We start from the raw sequence: 16398 nt of genomic DNA, 5'->3' as shown, positions 1-16398 counted from the left end.
ATGAGCCTGGACGAAAGCGAACAGAAGATCGACGTGCGCGAAGGCATCGTGCATTCCAGCATTCCGGCCGATGAACTGGCACGGCTTAGCGACGATGTGATTTCAGCACTCAAGACGGTCTATGACCCGGAAATTCCCGCTGACATCTTCGAGCTCGGGCTGATCTACAAGATCGACATCGAAGACGACCGCATGGTGAAGATCATGATGACGCTGACGGCGCCTGGCTGCCCCGTCGCCGGCGAGATGCCCGGCTGGGTCGAGAACGCCGTTGGGGCGGTCGAGGGCGTGTCAGGCGTCGAGGTCGAGATGACCTTCGATCCGCCGTGGACGCCGGACCGCATGTCGGAAGAGGCGCAGGTCGCTGTCGGCTGGTATTGATCGGTTAAGCTGCTGGCACTACATTTGAATCATGAAACGCCGGACCTTTAATCCGAGCGCGGAAGGAGAAGAGGCCAATGGGCTTTGCAATAATGAGCATGACGGACGCTGCCGCGAACCGCGTGAAGGCGATCGTCGAAAACTCCGGACCGGAAGCCAAGGGCGTCCGCGTCGGCATCAAGAAGGGTGGTTGCGCAGGGATGGAATATACCATCGACCTCGTGACCGAGCCGAACGCGAAGGATGACCTGATCGAACGCGATGGCGCCAAGGTCTGGGTCGAACCATCGGCTGTGCTCTACCTCCTCGGCACAGAAATGGGCTTCGAAAGCACGACGTTGCGCTCGGGCTTCATTTTTACCAACCCCAACCAGACATCGGCTTGTGGCTGTGGCGAATCCGTCGAGCTAAAGCCCGCGGACCTCGCAGCGCTAGCCGCCCAGGGCAATGCTGTCGTGCCGGCGCACTGATTGTCACAATCGATCGAATCATCGACAAGGCTGCCGTCTCGGCAGCTTTTTTCGTTTTACCTCCCTGCGGCTGCCGTTTATGGCCCGGTGTCGAGAGCTCGTGAAAGGCGCCAGCGAAAAGGAATCCGCGGAAGAATGCTACTACTGTTCCTGAAAGGCGCTTTGCTGGGTGTCATCATCACCGCGCCACTTGGGCCGATCGGGATGCTATGCATTAACCGCACACTCGAGCGCGGCTTTCTGGCTGGCTTTTCTTGCGGCTTCGGGACGGCGGTGGGCGACGCCAGCTACGCTCTTGCGGCGGTAACGGGCATTGCCGTTTTTGAGGAGTTGATGTCGGCCGCTACCCTGCCATTGGCATTCGGCGGAGGACTACTGTTGCTGGCGCTCGGTTATCGCGGATTGACCCACGATCCAGTTCGCGCTGCAGATGTCAGGGCGGGTGGGCTACTTGGCACGACGTTAGCGACATTCCTGCTTACGATTTCCAATCCGGCGACCATTCTCTCGTTCGGCGCTCTCTTTGCCGGCTTTGGGCTGACGGAGGAGACCCGGCGCTTCAGCTCGGCAGCCATCGTCGCTGGCGTATTCTGCGGATCGCTTGGCTGGTGGCTTTCTCTAAGCGGCGCAGTGAACCTTGCAAGGGGAAAACTGCCCAAGGACTTCACGACGAAGGTCGCGCGAGGAACGAGCCATCTTTTGATCCTCTTCGGACTTCTTGCACTCGCCTCGGCGGTCTATTCGCTTCTTTAGAGCGTCATTGCAGTTGATCCTGAGTCGTCGCGCAGGTTTGTGTCGCGACCTATACCTATGTCTAGCGCAGGATAGATTGACCGGTTGCCGCTTCCTGAATAGCTTCATTGGCGAACGAGTGCAGTGCGAGAGCGCTTGAGAGCTCTTCGCAAAGGTCGTTCCAAGGGAGTTACCCAGCGCCAACGGCGCCGGTCTAACAGCGACAAGAAAAGCCACTTCGAACGAGTTTTTCAGGCCCACATGGTTGTGTGCGCAGCCACAGCTGCGCGCCCATTCTGCAGACAGTTCAACGTTTAGGGACATCGATCATGATGATGATGAACAGACGAACATTCTCAGCAGCACTCGTGGCAGGCGCTGCAGCTTCCCTCATATCTCCGCGCAGCATGGCAGCGCCTACCTCCCCGACGAGGGCCCGAAACGTCGTATTGGCACACGGACTGTTCGCCGACGGTTCCTGCTGGACCGACGTCATTGCTCGACTGCAAGCTGCAGGGCTCAATGCGACGGCCGTGCAGAACCCGCTAACGACGCTCCCCGAAGCCGCAGCCGCGGTGCAGCGCGTGCTCGACCGGCAGGATGGTCCAACGGTACTGGTCGGTCATTCGTTCTCCGGCATGTTGGTTACCGAGACGGGGGTGCATCCGAGCGTATCGGCGCTCGTTTTTGTCGCTGCGCGTGCGCCTGACGCCGGCGAAGACTATACGGCCCTTGCCAAGACATTTCCGACACCGCCTGCTTCAGCAGGGATAGTCTTCGATGGCGACGAGGGGCGGCTGACCGAAGCGGCGTTCCTGCGTGATTTTGCCGGAGATCTCCCCGAGGCGAAGGCTAAGGTGCTCTATGCGGTGCAGGAGCCATTCCACAAGGCGCTCCTCACGGGTAAGACGACACAGGCGGCATGGCGTTCGAAGCCCAGCTGGTATGCCGTTTCCACTGAAGACCGAACGATCAATCCCGACCTCGAGCGTTTCATGGCCAAGCGCATGGGCGCCAAGACCATCGAGCTGGAATCGAGCCATTTGTCACTGATTTCGCACCCGGACGCCATTGCCGGCTTAATCCTGGATGCCGCGGGGCAACAGAGGGCATAGCAAAAATCCCCGTTGCTCGCTCTGGACGCTGACACAACGAAAGCACGGGCTGGCGGTCAGCTCTTGATGTCGATACCGGCCTCGACGGCGGCGGCTATGAACGCTTCGCGGGCGTCGTCGTTGGTGCGCTTGCCCTTGATGACGTCGGCGCAGACAAGCAGCGCCTTGTCGAGTGCCGTGCCGTCTTCTGTCGGCCAATCCTCGATCATGGCCCAGGAGGCTGCCTGCGTTGTCGCGATCGTCACATAGTTGCCGGGCTCTTCGAGCGCGAGCAGCACCGGCTTCGGCCAGGGCGCCTGCGTCACGGAATCGGCGTCGTCTTTTGGCATTCCGCTCGGACCTTTATCTTGTCGCGTTCGTGGAAAGGCCCTCCCTATGGAAGGAAGGGCCGTTTGCATATTATTCCGCAGCTTCAGCGTAGCTTTCGAGCGGCGGGCAGGTGCAGATCAGGTTGCGGTCGCCGAAGACGTTGTCGACACGGTTGACCGGAGACCAGTATTTGTCGACGCGGAAGGCGCCGGGCGGGAAGCAGGCCTGTTCTCTGCTGTAGGGACGGTCCCACTCGCCGACCAGATCTTCGACCGTGTGCGGGGCGTTCTTCAGCGGGTTGTTCTGCTTGTCGGAACGGCCTTCCTCTATGTCGCGGGCTTCCTGGCGAATTGCCAGCATGGCTTCGCAGAACCGGTCGAGCTCGGCCTTGGTTTCCGATTCCGTCGGCTCGATCATCAGCGTGCCGGCAACCGGCCAGCTCATGGTCGGCGCGTGGAAGCCGCAGTCGATCAGGCGCTTGGCGACATCGTCGACGGTGACGCCGGCGCTATCGACCAGCGGGCGGGTGTCGATGATGCACTCATGCGCCACGCGACCGGCCTCTGACTTGTAGAGCACGCCGTAGGCGCCCTTCAGCCGGGCGGCGATGTAGTTGGCGTTGAGGATCGCCACCTTGGTCGCCTGCGTCAGCCCTTCGCCGCCCATCATCAGGCAGTAGCTCCAGGAGATCGGCAGGATCGAAGCCGAACCGAAGGCCGCCGCCGAGACAGCACCGGGGCGTCCGTCGCTCTCCGGATGGCCCGGAAGATAGGGTGCCAGATGCGCCTTGACGCCGATCGGACCCATGCCCGGACCACCGCCGCCATGCGGGATGCAGAACGTCTTGTGCAGGTTGAGGTGGGACACGTCGGAGCCGATGTCACCTGGGCGGGACAGGCCGACCATGGCGTTCATGTTGGCACCGTCGAGATAGACCTGGCCGCCATGCTTGTGCACGAGGTCGCAGATTTCCTTGACGGTTTCTTCGAAGACGCCGTGTGTCGAGGGGTAGGTGATCATGCAGCAGGAGAGGTTCTCCGAATACTGCTCCGCCTTGGCGCGGAAATCATCCATGTCGATATCGCCGTTGTCGCGAACCTTGACGACCACGACCTTCATGCCGACCATCTGCGCCGAGGCGGGGTTGGTGCCGTGCGCCGAAGTCGGGATCAGGCAGACGTCGCGGTGACCGTTGCCATTGGCGATATGGTAGTTGCGGATCGTAAGCAGGCCCGCATATTCGCCCTGCGCGCCGGAGTTCGGCTGCATGGAAAAGGCGTCGTAGCCTGTGACGGCGCAGAGCTTTTCCGTCAGGTCGTCGATCATCTCTCGATAGCCGAGCGCCTGGTCAGCGGGCACGAAGGGATGGATATCCGAGAATTCCGGCCAGGTGATCGGCAGCATTTCGGCTGTCGCATTTAGTTTCATCGTGCAGGAGCCGAGCGGGATCATCGAGCGGTCGAGCGCCAGGTCGCGGTCCGAAAGACGGCGGATATAGCGGGTCATCTCGCTTTCGGCGCGGTTCATGTGGAAGATCGGATGCGTCAGGTACTCGCTGGTGCGGGCGAGGCCCTTGGGCAGGCGATAGCTGGGCTCGAAATCCGCCACGGCGAAATTGCCGCCGAAAGCGCGCCAGACGGCTTCCAGCGTCGCCGGGCGAGTGCGCTCGTCGAGCGACATGCCGATCTTGGTGGCGCCGACCTTGCGCAGGTTGACGCCTTCGGCGACCGCGGCGCGCAGGATGACGCCCTGCATGTGGCCGACATCGACGGTGATGGTGTCGAAGAAGGTTTCCGGCTCGATGGTGTAGCCGAGCCTTTCCAGGCCCTTGGCCATCAGCACGGCCTTCTGGTGGACCTGCTGGGCGATCGCCTTGATGCCCTTGGGGCCATGGAAGACGGCGTACATCGAGGCCATAACGGCGAGCAGCACCTGCGCGGTGCAGATGTTCGACGTCGCCTTTTCGCGGCGAATGTGCTGCTCACGCGTCTGCAGCGACAGGCGGTAGGCGCGGTTGCCGCGGGCATCGACGGAGACGCCGACAAGGCGGCCGGGCATGGCGCGCTTGTGCGCGTCCTTGACCGACATGTACGCAGCATGCGGACCACCATAGCCGACCGGAACGCCGAAGCGCTGCGAATTGCCGATGGCAATGTCAGCGCCCATCTCGCCGGGCGACTTCAGAAGCGTCAGCGCCAGAATATCCGCCGCGACGATGGCGATGGCGCCGGTCTGGTGCAGGCGCGAAATCAGGCCGGTGAAATCATGCACATGGCCATGCGTGCCCGGATACTGGAAGATGGCGCCGAAGACGTCGACCGGGTCCAGATCGGTGAAGGGGTTGCCGACGATGACGCTCCAGCCGAGCGGTTCCGCACGGGTCTTGATCAGCTCGATCGTCTGCGGATGGCAGTCAGCATCGACGAAGAAGGCTTTGGCCTTCGACTTGGAAACGCGCTCGGCCATGGCCATGCCTTCGGCAGCGGCAGTCGCTTCGTCGAGCAGCGAGGCGTTGGCGACGTCAAGACCGGTCAGGTCGCAGATCATCGTCTGGTAGTTCAGGAGTGCCTCGAGGCGACCCTGGCTGATTTCGGGCTGGTAGGGCGTGTAGGCAGTGTACCAGGCCGGGTTTTCCAGGATGGTGCGCTGGATAACCGGCGGCGTAATCGTGCCGTAGTAGCCCTGGCCGATCAGCGAGGTCAGGACCTTGTTCTTGTTGGCGGTTTCGCGCAGCTTGTCGAGCGCCTCGCGCTCCGTCATCGGCGCGCCCCAGACGAGTGGCGCTTTCTGGCGGATGGAGGGCGGCACGGTCGCGTCGATCAGCCCGTCGAGGCTGTTGTAGCCGATGACCTTCAGCATGTCGGTCATTTCGGCCGGCGAGGGGCCTATGTGACGACGATTGGCGAAGTCGTAAGGCTGGTAGTCGGTAAACTGGAATTCGGTCGGCGTCGTCATTACGCGGTGAGCTCCTTATAGGCCGCTTCATCGAGCAGGCCATCGGCATCGGCTGCATTGGCAAGCTTCAGCTTGAAGAACCAGCCAGACCCTTGAGGATCCGAATTGACCAGCGACGGATCGGCCACGATGGCGGGGTTCACTTCGGTGATTTCGCCGTCAAGCGGACAATAGACGTCAGAAGCAGCCTTTACGGACTCGACGGTGGCCGCATTGTCGTTCTTGGAGAAGGTGGCGCCGACTTCCGGCAGTTCCACGAAAACGAGGTCGCCGAGTTGCTCGACTGCGTAGGTTGTAATCCCAACCGTCGCGACGCCGCCTTCAATCTTCAGCCACTCGTGTTCTTCGGTAAACTTCAGCATGATTGTTCTCTCCGGAAAATGGTTTAGCGTTTGTAGGTCGGTGTAATAAAGGGAAGGGCGCTGACAGTGACGGGCAGGTACTTGCCGCGCACTTCGGCATAGACTTGCGTTCCAACGGCTGCCTGAGCGACCGGGACGTAACCCATCGCGACAGGACCGTCGACAGAAGGGCCGAAGCCACCCGAGGTCACTTCCCCGATCTCAGTCTTGCCCTCAGAATCGGCAAAGAGCTTGGCGTGGCCACGAACCGGGGCCTTGCCCTCGGGCTTCAGGCCGACGCGGCGGCGGGTAGCGCCGTTATCGAGTTCGGCGAGGATGCGCATCGCGCCCGGAAAACCGCCGGCACGAGCGCCGCCCGACTTGCGGGCCTTCTGCATGCCCCATTCCAACGCGGCCTCGACGGGCGTGGTGGTCGTGTCGATATCGTTGCCATAAAGGCAAAGGCCAGCCTCGAGACGCAGGCTGTCGCGGGCACCCAGGCCGATCGGCTGCACATCCGGGTGCTCAAGCAACCGCTTGGTGACATCCTCGGCCTTATCCGCGGGGATTGAGATTTCGAAGCCGTCTTCGCCGCTGTAGCCGGAGCGCGAAACGAGACAGGAAACGTCGTGCAATCGGCAATGCCGGACGTCCATGAACTTCATCGCGGCGACATCGGCCCAGAGTTCCGCCAGCACTTCCACGGCGCGGGGCCCCTGCAACGCGATCAGCGCCCGGTCGAGCACCGTGATGTCGCAGGTGGCGGCGAGATGCTTCTGGAGGTGCGCAAGGTCGGCATCCTTGCAAGCGGCGTTGACGACGACGAAGAGATGATCGTCGAGATGCGTGATCATCAGATCGTCGAGAATGCAGCCATTGTCATCGGTGAAGAAACCGTAGCGCTGGCGACCTTCCGCGAGGCCAAGAATATCAACAGGAACGAGGCTTTCTAGCGCTAGCGCGACGTCCTCGTACTTTCCCGATTTCGCCTTGATGACGACCTGGCCCATATGGGAGACATCGAAGACGCCGGCGGAGGTGCGGGTCTGGATGTGCTCCTTCATGACGCCGGCCGGGTACTGCACCGGCATGTCATAGCCAGCAAAGGGCACCATACGGGCGCCAAGCGACAGATGCAGCTGATGCAGCGGGGTTTTCTTGAGGGCAGCAGTATCGTCCAACGACGCCTCCGGGGTTTGCGCCTGGAATTCCATGCGCGGGCTCAAATCTTCAGGCGCGGTTGCGCCTTGCACTTCGAGCCCCCTCTGTCCCTATGCCTGAGATTGTTATCCCTTCGGCGAGCGTTTCGAGAACGCTTCTCTCCAGAGTTCCGTCTGCCCCTTGCTGGTCCTTTGGCCTGAGAGTTTCCGGGGCGGTTGCTCCTTCGGCACCGGTCGCAGATGACCGGCTTCTCCCAACAAGGTCGAGGCAATTATCTGGCCAGGACTGTACTTGGCAAGGGGGAATGTCGCCGCCGAGCAAATTTTTGTCGCGTGGCTTTTGCGTGCGGGGGCTACGTCGGAGAGGCGGCGGGCGAAACTCAGTTGTCGCTGTAAAGATCCAGGGCCTGTTGCAAACCTGCCTGTGGCTGCCGTTGGCCCATCGTCATCAGGTCCAGCGCGACCTCCGTCGACTGGATGATATTGGCCGCCTCTTCGACGTCTTGGCCGCTGGCGGCCCTGGTTTGACGGTCGGCGGCGCGGCGCGCTTCTTTGGCAGCCGTGCTTGCGGAGACGCGCTGAGGAATCCGCAGCGTTTCAAACGCTGCGGCAGCGGTGTTCGCGGATATGGTACCGACCAAGACTGTCATCGTTCCAAAATAGGCGTCCGATATTCTTAACTGGCTAAATTATTCGCTGGCATTTTATGCATCTTGATCTTCGCCGGAGATGGTTGGAATGTCCGGCGCGAGCAGAAAGAGACGACTCATGGTTCAGGCCCTCCTTGTCGCCGGCGGCGGCGCAATTGGTTCCCTCCTTAGATACTATGTCGGCCAGTGGGCTCTCAGGCTCGCCGGGCCGGCCTTTCCGTGGGGAACGCTAACCGTCAACGTCGTCGGCTGCTTCGTTATTGGCGTATTCGCGGAAATGATCGCTCGGCGCTTCGACGCATCGCCGGAATTGCGCTTGCTGCTGATCACCGGCTTTCTTGGCGGCTTCACGACCTTCTCGGCATTCTCGCTGGATGCGATCTCGCTGTTCGAACGTGGTGCGGCGGTCTCCGGCGCCGTTTATATCGTTGCCAGTGTCGGTCTGTCGATGGCAGCGGTCATCGCCGGCCTGGCGCTCATGCGCGCAATCTTGTGAGATTACGGTTTCCGTTTTCGGCAAAAATGCTCTAAAGGCAGCCGGAAAGGCCGCGTTTGGCGCGAGCGACATTTTCCGAAAGAGCACGAATGGCTGGGATTGAACATATAACGGTGGAACCCGATGAGGCCGGCATGCGGCTGGATCGCTGGTTCAAGATTCACTACCCCGGTCTCGGTTTTGGCCCGCTTCAGAAACTCATGCGTTCCGGGCAGGTACGTGTCGACGGCGGGCGCGTGAAAACGGATGCGCGGGTGCAGCCAGGGCAGGTGGTACGCGTGCCCCCGCTCGATGTCGATGCCAAGTCGAAAAACACGCCGATCGCTGCCCACGACCTGAAACACGGGGGTGACTACGAGCTTCTGCAGCGCATGGTCCTCCATGAAGACGACAAGGTGATCGTCTTGAACAAGCCAGCCGGTCTTGCCGTGCAGGGCGGGTCCGGTGTGACGCGGAATGTCGACAAGATGCTCGAAGCATGGACCAATCCAAAAGGCGAGAAGCCGCGGCTCGTGCATCGCCTTGACCGCGACACTTCGGGCGTCCTCGTTATTGCCCGTACCCGAGGCGCTGCACAAAAGCTGACGGCAGCGTTTCGCGAGCGCGATACCAAGAAGACCTATTGGTCGCTGGTGAGAGGCGTTCCGCGCAAGCACGAGGACAAGATATCGACCTGGCTGGTCAAGGAGGCGACCGCCGACGGCGACCGGATGCGTATCGCCAAACATGGCGAAGAGGGTGCCGATCACGCGGTATCGTACTATCGCGTCCTGGAAACCGCCGCGCAGAACCTCGCGTGGCTGGAGATGGAGCCCTACACCGGACGGACGCACCAACTGCGCGTCCATGCATTGCATATCGGCCACCCGATCATTGGCGACCCCAAATATTTCATCGACGACCCGAACTGGGATTTCCCGGGCGGCATCCAAAAGCGGTTGCACCTGCATGCGCGCAAGATCGACATTCCTCACCCCAATGGTGGGAGACTTCGCATAAGCGCGCCCTTGCCACCTCATATGGTGCAGACGTGGAACCTCCTTGGCCTCGACCTCGCATCCCAGGAGAGGGATGATGACGAATGAAACTCGCACTTTTCGATTGTGATGGAACGCTGGTCGACAGCGCGGCGCTGATCCATGAGGTGATGGCGCGAACGTTTGTGCACTTCGGCCATGAAAGGCCTGATGTTTCGTTGACGAAGTCGATCATCGGGCTGACGTTGGATATCGCGATCGCACGGATGCAGGGAAAGCCTCACGTTGACGATGAGGCGATCGCGATGACGGCGCACTACAAGGCAATCTATGCTGGCGTTCGCGACGAACCCGGAATGGATGTACCGCTTTTCAATGGCATCAAGCCGCTGATTCATGGGTTGGCAGAGAATGATGACATCCTGATCGGCGCGGTAACCGGAAAATCGCGTCGCGGTCTTGTCCATATTCTCGAAACGCACGGTTTTGCACCACATTTTATCGTGTCGCGCACCGCAGACGACTGCCCATCGAAGCCACATCCAGCTATGGTAGTAGAGTGCTGCAGCGAGACCGGCATGAATCCCGCCGATGCCATCGTCATCGGCGATGCCGTCTACGACATGCAGATGGCGAAGGCCGCCGGCGCCAAGGCCGTCGGCGTAAGTTGGGGCTATGCGAGCGTGGACGATCTGGTGGCTGCCGGCGCGGACAGTATTGTTCGGCAGCCGAGCGATATTTTGAAGCACTTTTCCGAGGTGAAGCATGCGTGATCTGTTAAACGACATAGCGGAAGGATTGAGCCATCCCGACCCGATCCGTCGCGCCCAGATCCAGATGAAGAAGCCATTGCCGAAGCGCTTCTACAAGGCGGTCACGATCGGGGAACTCGATGAAGGCTTTTCGATCGAGTTGGACGGCAAGGCAATCCGGACGCCGGCCCGAAAACTGCTGGTTGTGGCCACGAAGCCGCTCGCAGAACTCGTCGTGCGCGAGTGGGAAGCACAGACCGAGCTCATCGACCCGTCGACCATGCCTGTGACACGGCTCGTCAACACGGCTATCGACGGGGTTGCGACCGACACCCAGGCCGTCTTCGAAGATATCCTGCGTTTCTCCTCGAGTGACCTTCTTTGCTATCGCGCGGACGGGCCGGAAGCGCTCGTCGAGCGTCAGAAAGAGCTTTGGGATCCGGTGCTTGATTGGGCCGCAAACGCACTCGGTGCGCGCTTCATCCTGATCGAAGGCGTCATGCATCACGATCAACCAGGAGACGCGATTTCCGCATTTTCATCGGCATTGAGACGGCACGACGGCCCGACCGCACTGGCAGCCTTGCATACCGTTACGACGTTGACCGGTTCCGCGCTGCTGGCGCTTGCCTTTGCGGAAGGCATTCTGTCGGCAAAGAAGGTCTGGTCGCTCGCGCATCTCGACGAAGACTGGACGATCGAGCATTGGGGAAGCGACGAAGAGGCCGAGGAACGGCGCGAGAAGCGCTTCGAAGACTTCAAGGCTGCGACGGACGTTTTTTTAGCCCTGAAAGGCTGAAACATGTTGCGTTGCGCCGGGTTATCGCGAAAATCTGCGAGTCTATCGGGGGCGGATGCGGATTTTTTGAATGAACTGGCTCAGGTCGTGCTTTTTTCGGGTTGCGCTTATCTGTATCGCCCTGGCCTCGTGCTCGATTTTTGCAAGAGAGCAACCTGCGCCCATTTATGACGTCCGCAGCGCGGTTGTCGTCAGCCCGCAGAAGATATCGCCGACAATCCTTGCCGGTGTAGGCGATCGGGTGAATGCCGCGATCAATGCCACGGTGCGGACCGAGGTCTATCCGCGTGTTGTGTTGACCATCCGGATTCTCTCGGTCGAAAAAGGTCAAGGCTTCGACAAGAGCCGAAATGTCGCCAAGGTCAGCATCGATGCCGCGTCCGTTGACGACGGATCGGTCATTGCCGTCAGCGCGTTCGAGGTGACAAGCTTTTCCGGCAACCCCGCAGCAGCCGACGAGATCCTCGCCGAGGATATTGCCGCTCGCATTCGTTCCGCTTTCTCGCTGCGCGCTGGACGCGCCTGAACCAGCCGCGCGATCCGCGGCGAGGAGTATCCATGAAGGAAATTCTTGAAGAGCTCGAACGTCGCCGCGGCATCGCACGGCTTGGCGGAGGCAAGGCACGTATCGATGCCCAGCACCAGCGCGGCAAGCTGACGGCGCGGGAGCGGATTGATCTGTTCCTCGATGAGGACTCCTTTGAGGAGTTCGACATGTTCGTCGAGCATCGATCGAGCGACTTCGGAATGGAGAAGTCGCGCATTGCAGGCGACGGCGTGGTCACGGGCTGGGGAACGGTCAACGGGCGGACGGTCTTCGTTTTCGCCAAGGATTTCACGGTATTCGGGGGCTCGCTCTCCGAGGCTCACGCCGAGAAGATCATGAAGGTGCAGGACATGGCGCTCAAGAACAGAGCGCCTATCATTGGCATCTACGATGCCGGTGGTGCCCGCATCCAGGAGGGGGTGGCCGCACTGGGCGGCTATGCCGAGGTATTCCAGCGCAATGTGCTCGCATCCGGTGTCATTCCTCAGATTTCCGTCATCATGGGACCGTGCGCCGGCGGCGATGTCTATTCGCCCGCGATGACCGACTTCATCTTCATGGTCCGCGACACGTCCTACATGTTCGTGACCGGTCCGGACGTGGTGAAGACGGTGACCAACGAGACTGTTACCGCGGAGGAGCTTGGTGGCGCCTCCGTGCATACGACCAAATCTTCGATTGCCGATGGCGCCTACGACAATGATGTCGAGGCATTGCTCCAGGTTCGTCGGCTGATTGATCTTCTCCCGCAGTCGAACACGTCACCGGTGCCGGAAATCGAATGTTACCAATCGGTGACGGATGTCGATGCATCCCTGGACACTCTGGTGCCAGCGAATGCGAACAAGCCCTACGACATCAAGGAGCTGATCCTGAAGACGGTGGACGACGGCGATTTCTTCGAGATCCAGTCGAGCTTCGCCAAGAATATCGTCTGCGGCTTCGGCCGCATTGAGGGATCGACGGTCGGCTTCGTCGCAAACCAGCCGATGGTCCTGGCCGGCGTGCTCGACAGCGATGCCTCACGAAAGGCGGCACGGTTCGTCCGCTTCTGCGATTGCTTCAACATACCTGTTGTAACCTTCGTCGACGTGCCGGGCTTCCTACCGGGAACCGCACAGGAATATGGCGGTCTCATCAAGCACGGCGCCAAGCTGTTGTTCGCCTATGCGGAGGCGACGGTGCCGAAGCTGACGGTGATCACACGCAAGGCGTTCGGCGGTGCCTACGACGTCATGGCGTCGAAGCATCTGAGGGGCGACTTGAACTATGCCTGGCCGACAGCTCAGATCGCCGTCATGGGAGCGAAGGGCGCCGTCGAGATCATTTTCCGCAAGGACATTGCAGATCCCGAAAAGATCGCAGCGCATACCAAGATGTACGAAGACCGGTTCCTATCGCCGTTCGTTGCCGCCGAGCGCGGCTATGTCGATGAGGTGATCATGCCGCATTCAACCCGCAGGCGGCTGGCGCGGGGTCTCAAGATGCTCCGCAACAAAGATCTGAGCAATCCCTGGAAGAAGCACGACAATATTCCGCTCTGAGGAGTCTAAAGTGGGGAAAGCTAAGGAAAATCAACAGGAAGTGATCGCCCGTCAGCGATCCGTGTCTTCTTTCCTATTGGTGAAGCAGCTAACGCTCCGCTGTCTTTACTCAAAAGGAGAGTCTACATGGAACGACTGAGCGCATATCAGCCCTACGCGCTTGCCGCCCTGCGCATCATTGCAGCGCTGCTGTTTATTGAACACGGAACGATGAAACTTTTCGCGTTCCCGGCCGCGCAGATGGAAGGACCATTGCCGCCCTTGCTCTTGGCTGCTGCGGTGCTTGAAGTGGTCGGTGGGCTGCTTGTGCTGATTGGCCTGTTCACGCGACCAGTCGCCTTCATCCTGTCGGGCCAGATGGCCGTTGCTTATTTCATGGCACACGGATCAAAGGCATTCTGGCCGGCACTGAATGGCGGGGAAGCAGCAATCCTGTTTTGCTTCATCTTCCTGTTCATTGTCTTCGCCGGCCCCGGCGCTTTGTCGGTCGACCAGCGCAAGGCCGCGGCGTGATTTTTTGAGGACTGTGGCCGGGCAACCGGCCACAGTCCCGGTCATGCCGTCAACTTCAAGCCGCCGATCCCGGCGACAATCAGCACGATACACAGTAACCGCGGTGCAGTAGCGGGATCGCCCAGCAGCCACACCCCGAGCAACACAGTGCCGACGCTGCCGATGCCCGTCCAAACAGCATAAGCCGTTCCGATTGGCAGCGTCTTCACCGCGAGACCGAGAAGAACGACACTTGCCACCATGCAAATGGCCGTCAGCGTTGTCGGCACAAAACGCGTGAATCCATCGGTATATTTCAGACCGATCGCCCAGCCGCACTCGAATAGTCCGGCGAGAAAAAGTAGAAGCCAAGCCATCATATCTTCCTTGTTGAGAACAGAGCCCACGCCCTACACGGTCGGGATCCAGATGGAATCCGTTCCGTAACGGAAGCGGTTCAACTCAGGTAGGAATGCATGCCTTGGCCATACCACCCGTTTCTTGCTTGCCTTAGGCAAGTCGCTCAGCATGCCACTTCAGATGATCGTCCATGAAGGTCGAAATGAAGTAGTAGGAATGGTCGTAGCGCTCATGCAGGCGCAGGGTAAGCCTGATGTCGGTTTCCTTGACAACGTTTTCAAACAGCCAGGGACGCAGCCCATTTTCGAGGAAGCCATCCGCTTTGCCTTGGTCAATCAAAAACTCGGGAAAACGTGCTCCGTCGCTTACCAAAGCGCAGGCATCATACTTGCGCCACGCTGCACGGTCGGCGCCCACGTACTTTTCGAACGCCGGAGCCGACCAGTCCGCAGTCGACGGCTCCACAATCGGCGCGAACGCCGAGCAACTCTTGAAGCGTTCGGGGTTCCTGAGTGCGATCGTCATGGCCCCATGGCCGCCCATCGAATGGCCGAAGATGCCTTGGCGGCTCATGTCCATCCGGAAGTGCTGGCTGACATAGGCCGGAAGCTCTTCGGTAATGTAGCTATACATCTGATAGTTTTCCGACCACGGCTTCTCGGTGGCATCCAGGTAGAAACCTGCGCCTTTGCCCATCTGCCAGTTGGTAAGCTCGTCGGGAACATCATTGCCACGCGGGCTTGTGTCCGGGCAGACAATGATCAGGCCGAGCTCTGCAGCCATGCGCCGATATTCGCCCTTTTCCATGACGTTCGCATGTGTGCACGTTAAGCCTGAGAGATACCAGAGGACCGGGCAGGGCTCCTTGATTGCCTTCGGCGGAACAAAAACGGCGAAGGTCATCTCGCACTTGCAGGCCTCGGACTCGTGCGTGAAAACACCCTGCATGCCGCCGAAGGCGGTCGTCTGGGAAATGATGTTCATTCTTTGTCGTCCGTTCTTGGGGTAAGCGCCTTGGCCCGGCGGCACAGGCGATCGAAAGTTTCGAGGAAGCGGGAGCGATCCTTGGGGCCAAAGGCGGCGTTGTAGCCCTTGCTTTCGCCGGTCTCTCGCAAGTGGGCACCGAGATCGCGCATGGCACTGGCCATCCCGATATTCGTATCATCAAAGACGCGACCAGTCGGGCCGGTGACAAGCGCGCCAGTCGCCACGCAACGGACCGCGAGCGGAACATCGGCAGTGATAACCACGTCGCCTGCGCCGGCATGTTCGGCAATCCAGTTGTCGGCGGCATCGAAGGAGGCCGAGACGATGACATTGTGGACCATCGGGTCGCGGGAAGGGCGCAGACCGGAATTGGCCACGAAGGTCACTTCGATGCCGTGGCGTTCGGCTACCTTCAGAATTTCCGGCTTCACCGGGCAGGCGTCTGCATCGACATAAATCATGTACTTCAATCTGCTTTGACGGAAACGCTACGCGGCCCCGACGGTCGCGTAGCGACGGTTCGTTCAGGTCTCTTAGGCCAACGACTGCCATTCGTTCAAGACGTCAGGCTTCCCTGAGCGTGCCTGCCTTCTTCGCCACCCAGGTTGCGATGACATCCATCAGGGTCGGGTTCAGGCAATCGTAGGGCGTGAGGCCGAGTTCGTTCAGGCGGCCACGGACACCCGCCATTGCCGAAGGCGGTGTGCCCGATTCGATGATCGACGAGACGAAGGCGGCGAATGTCGGCTCCGCCCAGCCGCCTTCCTGAAAGCGTTCCGGATGAATGAAATCGAGCCCCTTGAACGCATGATCCCTCTCCACCGGTCCATACATGTGCACCCCGCATGCCTTGCAGGCATGGCGCAGGATCAGCGCGTCCGGATCGACGACCTGCAGCTTGTCACCATTTTCCAGCACGCTGACGTTTTCATGCGGGGTGACGGCGACGACCGAAAAAACGGCTCCCTTTGGCTTCCAGCATTTCGTGCAGCCGCAGGCGTGATTGTGGGCGACGTTGCCCTTGATCGCGACTTTCACGGGGCGGTCGGAGCAGGCGCAGACCAGCGTGCCGCCATTGAAATTCGCCTGGCCCTTCGTCACGCCGCCGTCGAGGACGGGGTGTATTGATACTTGACTTGGCATGTTCAGCTCCTCCTCCTTGGCTGCCCACAGCTCCCAAATCAGGGTCAATTTGCGAAAAAGCCGCAGGCCATTTCAAAACAACGCCGCATTCCCTCGTCCTCGTCTCAATACAGTACCACGCTTCGGATGCTTTCGCCGGAATGCATGAGCTCGAAGCCCTTGTTGATGTCTTCCAGCGGCATGGTGTG

20 protein-coding genes and 2 riboswitches are annotated in these 16398 nt (G+C 60.3%); of the genes, 11 read left to right on the top strand and 9 right to left on the bottom strand.

Annotation, left to right across the window (positions count from 1 at the left end; genetic code table 11):
• From FHT97_RS12630 to FHT97_RS12615, 4 genes are all read left to right on the top strand, one after another.
• A complete protein-coding gene (locus FHT97_RS12630; RefSeq protein ID WP_016554095.1) occupies positions 1-381 on the top strand; it encodes an SUF system Fe-S cluster assembly protein in 381 nt (126 codons plus the stop codon).
• A gap of 77 nt (positions 382-458) precedes the next feature.
• A complete protein-coding gene (gene sufA / locus FHT97_RS12625) occupies positions 459-851 on the top strand; it encodes a Fe-S cluster assembly scaffold SufA (protein WP_016554094.1) in 393 nt (130 codons plus the stop codon).
• 135 nt (positions 852-986) lie between these two features.
• Entirely contained in the window at positions 987-1604 is a 618-nt protein-coding gene (locus tag FHT97_RS12620) for a LysE family transporter (RefSeq protein ID WP_183862567.1), read from the top strand.
• 311 nt (positions 1605-1915) lie between these two features.
• Positions 1916-2698, top strand: a complete 783-nt coding sequence (locus tag FHT97_RS12615) for an alpha/beta hydrolase (RefSeq protein WP_183863010.1) — start codon at positions 1916-1918, stop codon at positions 2696-2698.
• 56 nt (positions 2699-2754) lie between these two features.
• Here the strand turns inward: FHT97_RS12615 and FHT97_RS12610 are convergent, their stop codons facing one another.
• The 5 genes from FHT97_RS12610 to FHT97_RS12590 form a co-directional block, all read right to left on the bottom strand.
• The gene (locus FHT97_RS12610; RefSeq protein ID WP_183757422.1) at positions 2755-3027 is read right to left on the bottom strand and encodes a DUF982 domain-containing protein; all 273 of its coding nucleotides are present in this window, start codon (positions 3025-3027) and stop codon (positions 2755-2757) included.
• A 70-nt stretch (positions 3028-3097) separates the two neighbouring features.
• Complete coding sequence (gene gcvP, locus FHT97_RS12605; RefSeq protein WP_183862565.1) at positions 3098-5962, bottom strand: aminomethyl-transferring glycine dehydrogenase; 2865 nt, start codon at positions 5960-5962, stop codon at positions 3098-3100.
• Positions 5962-6324 carry a glycine cleavage system protein GcvH gene (gcvH, locus tag FHT97_RS12600; protein WP_183757420.1) on the bottom strand — a complete coding sequence of 121 codons (363 nt, stop codon included), beginning with the start codon at positions 6322-6324 and terminating at the stop codon, positions 5962-5964. The genes gcvP and gcvH overlap by 1 nt, the downstream gene beginning before the upstream one ends.
• A gap of 23 nt (positions 6325-6347) precedes the next feature.
• Positions 6348-7484, bottom strand: coding sequence for a glycine cleavage system aminomethyltransferase GcvT (gcvT, locus tag FHT97_RS12595; RefSeq protein WP_183862563.1), 1137 nt, complete (start codon positions 7482-7484; stop codon positions 6348-6350).
• A gap of 74 nt (positions 7485-7558) precedes the next feature.
• Positions 7559-7639, bottom strand: a riboswitch (glycine riboswitch).
• A 3-nt stretch (positions 7640-7642) separates the two neighbouring features.
• Positions 7643-7730: riboswitch (glycine riboswitch) on the bottom strand.
• A gap of 113 nt (positions 7731-7843) precedes the next feature.
• Positions 7844-8113 carry a hypothetical protein gene (locus FHT97_RS12590; RefSeq protein ID WP_183757418.1) on the bottom strand — a complete coding sequence of 90 codons (270 nt, stop codon included), beginning with the start codon at positions 8111-8113 and terminating at the stop codon, positions 7844-7846.
• Positions 8114-8231: 118 nt separating this feature from the next.
• Between FHT97_RS12590 and crcB the strand changes: the two genes are divergently transcribed.
• The 7 genes from crcB to FHT97_RS12555 all read left to right on the top strand — a co-directional run bounded on the left by crcB (position 8232) and on the right by FHT97_RS12555 (position 13741).
• Positions 8232-8609 (top strand): fluoride efflux transporter CrcB, encoded by a 378-nt coding sequence (gene crcB, locus FHT97_RS12585; protein WP_183862561.1) that lies wholly within the window; start codon positions 8232-8234, stop codon positions 8607-8609.
• Positions 8610-8698: 89 nt separating this feature from the next.
• Positions 8699-9694: an RluA family pseudouridine synthase gene (locus tag FHT97_RS12580; RefSeq protein WP_183862559.1), complete on the top strand. Its 996-nt coding sequence runs from the start codon at positions 8699-8701 to the stop codon at positions 9692-9694.
• Entirely contained in the window at positions 9691-10359 is a 669-nt protein-coding gene (locus FHT97_RS12575) for an HAD-IA family hydrolase (RefSeq protein ID WP_183862557.1), read from the top strand. The genes FHT97_RS12580 and FHT97_RS12575 overlap by 4 nt, the downstream gene beginning before the upstream one ends.
• Positions 10352-11137: an ATP12 family chaperone protein gene (locus FHT97_RS12570; RefSeq protein WP_183757415.1), complete on the top strand. Its 786-nt coding sequence runs from the start codon at positions 10352-10354 to the stop codon at positions 11135-11137. The genes FHT97_RS12575 and FHT97_RS12570 overlap by 8 nt, the downstream gene beginning before the upstream one ends.
• A gap of 70 nt (positions 11138-11207) precedes the next feature.
• A complete protein-coding gene (locus tag FHT97_RS12565) occupies positions 11208-11663 on the top strand; it encodes a hypothetical protein (RefSeq protein ID WP_183862555.1) in 456 nt (151 codons plus the stop codon).
• A 32-nt stretch (positions 11664-11695) separates the two neighbouring features.
• Positions 11696-13228, top strand: a complete 1533-nt coding sequence (locus FHT97_RS12560; RefSeq protein WP_183862553.1) for an acyl-CoA carboxylase subunit beta — start codon at positions 11696-11698, stop codon at positions 13226-13228.
• 126 nt (positions 13229-13354) lie between these two features.
• Positions 13355-13741, top strand: coding sequence for a DoxX family protein (locus tag FHT97_RS12555; protein WP_183862551.1), 387 nt, complete (start codon positions 13355-13357; stop codon positions 13739-13741).
• 41 nt (positions 13742-13782) lie between these two features.
• On the opposite strand, the gene FHT97_RS12550 is transcribed toward FHT97_RS12555, so the two are convergent.
• The 4 genes from FHT97_RS12550 to gfa form a co-directional block, all read right to left on the bottom strand.
• A complete protein-coding gene (locus FHT97_RS12550; protein ID WP_183757411.1) occupies positions 13783-14097 on the bottom strand; it encodes a multidrug efflux SMR transporter in 315 nt (104 codons plus the stop codon).
• A gap of 133 nt (positions 14098-14230) precedes the next feature.
• Positions 14231-15064 (bottom strand): S-formylglutathione hydrolase, encoded by an 834-nt coding sequence (fghA, locus tag FHT97_RS12545; protein ID WP_183862550.1) that lies wholly within the window; start codon positions 15062-15064, stop codon positions 14231-14233.
• Positions 15061-15528 (bottom strand): YaiI/YqxD family protein, encoded by a 468-nt coding sequence (locus tag FHT97_RS12540; RefSeq protein ID WP_183862548.1) that lies wholly within the window; start codon positions 15526-15528, stop codon positions 15061-15063. The genes fghA and FHT97_RS12540 overlap by 4 nt, the downstream gene beginning before the upstream one ends.
• Before the next feature lie 103 nt (positions 15529-15631).
• A complete protein-coding gene (gene gfa / locus FHT97_RS12535; RefSeq protein WP_183862546.1) occupies positions 15632-16210 on the bottom strand; it encodes an S-(hydroxymethyl)glutathione synthase in 579 nt (192 codons plus the stop codon).
• Positions 16211-16398: the final 188 nt, after the last annotated feature.

It is taken from the genome of Rhizobium sp. BK399, from assembly GCF_014194695.1.
In the GTDB taxonomy this organism is placed as follows: domain Bacteria; phylum Pseudomonadota; class Alphaproteobacteria; order Rhizobiales; family Rhizobiaceae; genus Rhizobium.
Note: the sequence above shows the minus strand (reverse complement) of the source record. Positions and strands in the feature narration are given on the sequence as shown.